General features: G+C 41.7%; 7 protein-coding genes. 6 read left to right on the top strand and 1 reads right to left on the bottom strand.

What is annotated here, in order from left to right; all coding sequences use genetic code 11:
- The first annotated feature begins 1,147 nt into the window (after positions 1–1,147).
- From PN447_RS04195 to PN447_RS04185, 3 genes are all read left to right on the top strand, one after another.
- Positions 1,148–2,593, top strand: a complete 1,446-nt coding sequence (locus PN447_RS04195; RefSeq protein WP_271761059.1) for a glycoside hydrolase 100 family protein — start codon at positions 1,148–1,150, stop codon at positions 2,591–2,593.
- 237 nt (positions 2,594–2,830) lie between these two features.
- Entirely contained in the window at positions 2,831–4,180 is a 1,350-nt protein-coding gene (locus PN447_RS04190; protein WP_271761056.1) for a 16S rRNA (cytosine(967)-C(5))-methyltransferase, read from the top strand.
- A gap of 59 nt (positions 4,181–4,239) precedes the next feature.
- The gene (locus PN447_RS04185) at positions 4,240–4,659 is read left to right on the top strand and encodes a tellurite resistance TerB family protein (protein WP_271761063.1); all 420 of its coding nucleotides are present in this window, start codon (positions 4,240–4,242) and stop codon (positions 4,657–4,659) included.
- A 60-nt stretch (positions 4,660–4,719) separates the two neighbouring features.
- On the opposite strand, the gene psb35 is transcribed toward PN447_RS04185, so the two are convergent.
- Positions 4,720–4,947, bottom strand: a complete 228-nt coding sequence (gene psb35, locus PN447_RS04180) for a photosystem II assembly protein Psb35 (protein WP_271761054.1) — start codon at positions 4,945–4,947, stop codon at positions 4,720–4,722.
- Between the two features lie 140 nt (positions 4,948–5,087).
- On the opposite strand from psb35, the gene PN447_RS04175 reads away from it, so the two are divergent.
- Genes PN447_RS04175 through PN447_RS04165 form a run of 3 tightly spaced genes read left to right on the top strand, consistent with a single transcriptional unit; the run spans position 5,088 to position 6,951 of the window.
- Positions 5,088–5,501, top strand: coding sequence for a secondary thiamine-phosphate synthase enzyme YjbQ (locus PN447_RS04175; RefSeq protein WP_271730760.1), 414 nt, complete (start codon positions 5,088–5,090; stop codon positions 5,499–5,501).
- A 44-nt stretch (positions 5,502–5,545) separates the two neighbouring features.
- The gene (locus PN447_RS04170) at positions 5,546–6,295 is read left to right on the top strand and encodes a hypothetical protein (RefSeq protein WP_271761053.1); all 750 of its coding nucleotides are present in this window, start codon (positions 5,546–5,548) and stop codon (positions 6,293–6,295) included.
- Positions 6,295–6,951: an NAD(P)H-binding protein gene (locus tag PN447_RS04165; RefSeq protein ID WP_271730757.1), complete on the top strand. Its 657-nt coding sequence runs from the start codon at positions 6,295–6,297 to the stop codon at positions 6,949–6,951. Before PN447_RS04170 ends, PN447_RS04165 begins: the two co-directional genes overlap by 1 nt.
- Positions 6,952–7,007: the final 56 nt, after the last annotated feature.

Genomic DNA, 7,007 nt, shown 5'->3' with positions numbered 1-7,007 from the left:
ATTTCTCTTAAGATTTACAAGAAAGACTACCGCTATCATTGCTTGGTTTTCGCGTTGGCAATAGTCTTAATTCAATACTTGATATCGTAGGATTATATATCAAGTGGGCGATTTTCTTAACTCACTTATGTCAATACTTGTTAATATAAGTATAGTTTTGTCTATAAAATACTCAGCTTAGGACTAGCTCTACCAGCTAGAAACTTGTAGATGTCTGTGGAAGAGGAAGCCAAACAGAGAACTGGTATTGTTTGACTATTGTTTGACTATTGTTTGACCCCACCCTCTCCTTACAAGGGTAGGTTTTTAATATGATCTGTGAAGGCAAGACCACCGAAGACAAGGAAGGAAAGTGGACAAGGAAGATTTTATCCGGACAATGGTCTTTTAATGGGCTATTTTTCTTACTAAGAATACAGACTTTGTACTGTTTTTCTCCCTTGTCACCTAGTCCACCTTGTCCACCTTGTCTTGTCCTTGCAAGAGGAGGGGACTTGATTTGATTGTTTTTTGTGTGTTCCCTGTTCCCTGTTCCCTGTTCCCTAAGATAACAATTACCTGTTTAATACTTTCCAAACAACCTTTTAGACGTTACTCGCAAAATTTCCCTATATTATTGGTAATTTAGGTAAAATATACACCTCCTTAGAAGTATTGACATCTAAAGTTGTTTAACTTTTATATTGCATATTGTGAAAAAACATTATAAATTATGAGGTTGTAGGGGAATAATCTAATTTACTGCCTCAAAGCCCAATCTTGATTAAGTAAATATACCGTAAATAGTTCAAAGCCACTTTGAATAGTAGCGAAAATTCTTTGTTGTTTGGTAAACCCAGGTTAGAGATTGACACACAGAACACAGAACAACCTGGGACTATGTATTTTATGGCGCTTCTTAGGATTTATGACGTTGCTTGAGGTAAAAAATACCTGGCTGCGGTTCACCTAAAAGATAATGAAAGAAAAGCTAATTGTGGCTTAATTTCTAGCTCAATTAGTAGCTTAAGTTACGATTTCTAACTTATTTGCTCAAAGCAGGTTGCTATTCAAAATATGGTTTTTGTTATGCTAAAAATAATAGCATAAATAATCCATCACGGTGCATCTAGTAAACAATTACCCCCTCAATGGAGTTACTCTAGTGATGCCAATAAATGAATTAGTAACAGATGAAAATATAGAAGCACAAGCATGGCGAGCGCTAGAGAAGTCAATTCTCTATTATCAAGGTCGTCCTGTGGGAACTGTAGCCGCCTATGATGCATCTGTGGAAGCACTTAATTATGATCAGTGTTTTATCCGCGATTTTGTCTCTTCGGCGTTAATTTTTTTGATTAAAGGTAGAACAGATATTGTTCGTAATTTCCTGGAAGAAACATTAAAGTTACAGCCTAAAGAAAGAGAACTAGATGCTTATAAGCCTGGGCGCGGTTTAATTCCAGCTAGCTTTAAAGTTGTATGCGACAATGGAGAGGAATATTTAGAAGCTGATTTTGGTGAACACGCGATCGCTAGAGTCACTCCAGTAGATTCTTGTCTATGGTGGATTATTTTATTGCGTGCTTATGTAGTGGCCACGAAGGATTATTCCATCGCCTATCAACCTGATTTCCAAAATGGTATTAGGTTAATTATGGAAATCTGCTTGGCCAATCGCTTTGATATGTACCCCACCCTGTTGGTTCCCGATGGTGCTTGTATGATTGACCGTCGCATGGGGATTTATGGTCATCCTCTGGAAATTCAGGTGTTATTTTATGGGGCTTTACGTGGAGCTCGTGAGCTGTTGATTTGTCAGGGTAATCAAGATATAATCTCAGCCATTGATAACCGCCTCCCACTGTTGTGCGCTCATATTCGTCAGCATTATTGGATAGATATTAATCGCCTCAATGCAATTTATCGTTTTAAGAGTGAAGAGTATGGCAAAGGGGCTGTGAATCTATTTAATATCTATGTAGACTCTCTTCCCTATTACGAATTAGACAAGTGGTTACCCCGTAAAGGTGGTTATTTAGCTGGTAATGTCGGTCCATCTCAGTTAGATACCCGTTTTTTTGCCCTGGGTAACTTGATGGCGATTATTTCTGACTTAGCTACAGAAGAACAGTCACAAGCTATTATGAGTTTGATTGAGGAAAGATGGGATGATTTAGTAGGAGATATGCCTATGAAAATCTGTTTCCCAGCCTTAGAGGATGAAGAATACAGAATTGTCACCGGGTGTGATCCGAAAAATATCCCTTGGTCATATCATAATGCTGGTAGTTGGCCGGTATTAATGTGGATGTTTGCCGCAGCAGCTGTCAAAACCAACAAAACTGGTTTAGCTAGAAAGACTATTGAAATTGCCAAGACTAGGTTGATTGAAGATGAATGGCCAGAATATTATGATGGTAAAAAAGGACGACTAATTGGTAAGCAAGCTAGGAAATATCAAACTTGGAGTATTGCTGGTTTTTTATTGGCAAAAGAACTGATGGATAATCCCAATTATTTACCATTGGTGACTTTTGATGAATTACCACCTGAAGCTGTTTCTCGGGCTTGTGAGTTTGAAATTGGGAGTGTAGAACCCTATATGCCTTGATGGGAAATCTCACGAGGTTAATCAGGTGTACTTGTCGAATATAAACATAAGGTTTAAAGCCCGATGTAACTACTTTGTAGTTACATTTTGCTTTTGCTATGTCTTGCGAGTTATAAGTTTTGGTTGGGCGTTGGCTGTGGTGCAGCTGTGGGGTAAAATAATTGTCAGAATATACTTAATTACCTCGAATTTCCATGATTCGGCTGGGTAGATAAATTATACACTTAAAATTAGTTCATGACAAATGCCCGCCAAATAGCTTTTAATGCCTTGCGAGATGTTCATAAGGGGGCTTATGCTGATGTAGCTTTAAATAGAGTGCTGCAAAAGGTGAGCTTGCCTAGTCACGATCGCGGTTTGCTGACGGAATTAGTCTATGGTAGCGTGAGGAGACAACGGACTCTTGATACCCTCATTGACCAACTGGCTACTAAAAAATCTCATCAACAACCCCAAGACCTGCGCACTATCATACATCTGGGTTTATACCAATTGCGTTATCAAGAGCGTATCCCTGCTTCGGCGGCTGTGAATACTACTGTACAGTTGGCTAAGGAAAATGGTTTTTCTGGTCTGACTGGTTTTGTGAATGGTCTGTTGCGCCAGTATATTCGTCTGGGGGAGAAGTTACCGGAGCCTTTGAAGTTACCTGAAAATCCTGTGGAACGTTTGGGTATTTTATACAGCTTTCCCGATTGGATTATTCAGGTTTGGTTAGATGAATTGGGTTTGGCACAAACAGAACAACTTTGTGACTGGATGAACCAAACACCGACAATTGATTTACGGGTTAATCCCCTACGGGCTTCTATTGAGGAAGTTGAGGGGGCTTTGGCTTCAGTTGGGATTTTAACTCGCCGGGTTCGGGATTTACCGCAGGCTTTACGATTAGTTGGGAGTACTGGCGCTATCCAAAATCTGCCAGGTTTTAGTGAGGGTTGGTGGTCTGTGCAAGATGCTAGCGCTCAACTTGTGGGTTATGTCCTCAACCCTCAAGCAGGTGAGGTGGTGATTGATGCTTGTGCAGCACCGGGGGGGAAAACAACCCATATTGCTGAATTAATGGGGGATGAGGGGGAAGTTTGGGGGTGCGATCGCACTGCTTCCCGTCTGCGTAAACTCAGGGAAAATGCCCAACGGTTACATTTACAATCTATCCGTATTTGTACTGGTGATAGTCGTCATTTACCCCAGTTTAATTGTAGGGGCGATCGCGTCTTACTAGATGCACCCTGTTCTGGGTTGGGAACCCTACACCGCCACGCCGATGCACGTTGGCGACAAACACCTGAATCTGTCCAGGAACTCTCGACTTTGCAAACAGAAATTATAGCACAGACATCTAAATTTGTCAAGCCTGGGGGTGTACTGGTTTATGCCACTTGTACACTGCATCCGGCGGAAAATGAAGGGGTGATTTCTAGGTTTTTAACTGAGCATCCCCATTGGGAAATTCAGCCTCCGAGTGTTGACTCTTGTGAGGCTAGGTATTCCACACCCCAAGGCTGGCTGAAGGTTTGGCCTCATCGACAAAACATGGATGGCTTTTTCATGGTGCGATTAAGAAAAACCAACAATTGCCAATGAATACAGTTTGGGATTGTACTATTTTCTTGAAAGCTACCAATCTAGCGGAGGAAGCAGCAATGGTTACTGATTCCCATGTCAAAAAGTTAGTGAAAATCCTAATTGCTGCGGCTTGGATTGATGGTAAAATAGAACCAGAAGAACGTCAATATCTGCGCGAGATAGCTCAAGTAAAAGGGTTAGCCGGTGATCCGGAAATTAAACCTTGGCTATATGAGTTAGTTCCTGTGCAACCGCAACAATATTCTAGCTGGTTGCAAGAATATTTAGGCGATCGCCCTAGCCCGAAAAGTTACCAAAATCTGATTTCGGCTATTAGTGAATTAATTTATAGTGATGATGAAGTGGGTGTAGAAGAAGCATGGCTGCTGACAAAAAACGAGTCAATGAAGCTAAATCAATGCACTGAAGCAGACTACACAGAGTTGCTCAAACAAATTCAAAAGCTTTATCGTCGCTGGGTGGAGGTGCAGAACTAAAGCTTTGAGTTGAGCAGACGCGATTCTTCGCGTCTAGCCATCCCCATGCAGAAGTAATACTTAAGACTTCGGTTTACCCGAACCTGGAGTTTCTTCTGGTTCTACTTTAGGTACAAAGTCGGGGCGATCTTTGCTTTCCCAACCGGGGGGGCGTTTGGAGTTATACCAAGCTATAGAACCAATGGTGACAGCAGCAATAAAACCAACCACATACACTAAGGTAAAGGCTAAGGGAAAATGGGGACCCCCGGCTACTGCTTCCGCGGCCGTTTGCATGAATAAATTCATATAAATACCTGATATAGGTAAACTCAGTCACCAAAGGCGCTGAGAGGAAACTAATTATTGAAAGCATTTTAACATCAAAGGCACCTCAAGGTACACTCACCTTTGCTTAAAATAAAATCAACAGTCAATATAGTATCAAGATGCCGCACTACCAAAAACTACTCAGAATTTCTACCACAGGGAAAAACTTTCAGAACATCACCGCCAAAATTGCGGCTATAGTTACAGAATCAGGGGTGGAAACTGGACTTTGTACCTTGTTTTTGCGTCACACTTCCGCTAGTTTAGTGATACAAGAAAATGCCGACCCGGATGTTTTGGTAGATTTAGCCAACTTTATGGCTAAACTTGTGCCTGAGTCGGGTAAGTATATTCACGATGCTGAAGGTGCGGACGATATGCCAGCACATATCCGCACTGCACTGACCCATACTTGTGAGCAGATTCCCATCAATGGCGGTCATTTAGTCCTGGGAACTTGGCAAGGTATTTATATTTGGGAGCATCGTCAGCGTAGTCATACCAGAGAATTAGTTGTCCACATTTCCAGCTAGGGACTGGACCTAGTAACTCTGTCCCCATCTCCCCTTGTGTCTTTATGAACCATGACCTGAAGGGAAATCACCCTTTTCAATGCCTAGATGACATTTTAGCCCAACAGTGTGTTAATCCATTAACTCTCAACCCCGACAAAACCTTAATCACTAGTTTTGTAGAACTGGGAAACTTAATTACTACCATGACCACAGATGAGGAATTTATTCTAGCCCTGGGGGATACCTTAAAATTGATAGTTTATGCTCAGTTGCAAAACTTCCCAGAAAATATCTTCTGGGATTTTGATTTTATGGTTAGTAGTATGGTCAGACAGGCTTTAGTAGCCGATGGGGGTTTTATGTCTTTTTTAGAATCCTTTGGGGATAAAATGGTCTTGCTCATTGAGCTATTCGGCATCAATAAAGAAATTCGCTTCCGCTACGTTCACGATTTTATTTATGGGTTTGATTGGGCAAGATGGGTACAAAGAGAACCACAAACGCGCTCAAATTCTGAGCCTTTTAGTTTGGTTTTTTTAGAGGAGTTATTGAGCAAGGGTGAAAAACTGATCAAACACATTAATTATGGTCAGTTGACATCTTATAATCTTTCTCATACAGGATACCGTAACCCCTTCGATTTTTCCCGGGAACCGGAAGATGAGCACCTGCTACTAACTTCTTTAGCTAAAGCAAACCTCATCCCTGTGGCTACATGGGATTGGGATACCTCTCCTGTATGGGATAAACCCTTTCAAGAAATGCGCCAGCAGTTAGCATTAAAGTTAAATATTCAACCCCAGAAACACTGATGAAAGCATTTGTAGCCGGAGCAACAGGCGAAACAGGTCGCCGCATTGTCCAAGAACTTATAGCGCGCAATATCCCCGTGCGGGCTTTGGTGAGGGATATAGAGAAAGCTAGAGCTATTTTACCCAGTGAGGCACAGTTAGTTGAGGGTGATGTGTTACAACCACAAAGCCTCAATGCTGCTTTAGGAGATAGTACGGTTTTGCTGTGCGCTACGGGTGCTAAACCCAGTTTTGACCCCACTGGCCCCTATAGAGTGGATTTTGAGGGTACTAAAAATCTGGTCGCTGCGGCTAAGTCTCAGGGAATTGAGCATTTTGTTTTAGTGTCTTCTTTGTGTGTTTCTCAGTTGTTTCATCCTTTAAATTTGTTCTGGCTGATTTTGGTGTGGAAAAAACAGGCTGAGGAATATATTCAAAAAAGTGGTTTGACTTATACCATTGTCCGCCCTGGTGGTTTGAAAAATGAAGATAATTCTGATGGTGTGGTAATGCAAGGTGCTGATACATTGTTTGATGGTAGTATTCCCCGTCAGAAGGTGGCCCGGGTGGCGGTTGAGGCTTTGTTTGAGCCTGCTTCCCGGAATAAAATTGTTGAGGTGGTGGCTAAATCAGAGGCTCCCCAAAAAAGTTGGGGGGAGTTGTTTGCTAATGTTTAGTTAATTTCACTAAGTTTCTAGGATTGTGACACTCAAAGGTTTTAAACTCAAGGGCG

This window comes from Anabaena sp. CS-542/02, from assembly GCF_028331085.1.
Lineage (GTDB): Bacteria > Cyanobacteriota > Cyanobacteriia > Cyanobacteriales > Nostocaceae > Anabaenopsis > Anabaenopsis arnoldii.
The sequence above is the reverse complement of the archived record's forward strand: the minus strand, read 5'-3'. Positions and strand labels throughout refer to the sequence as shown.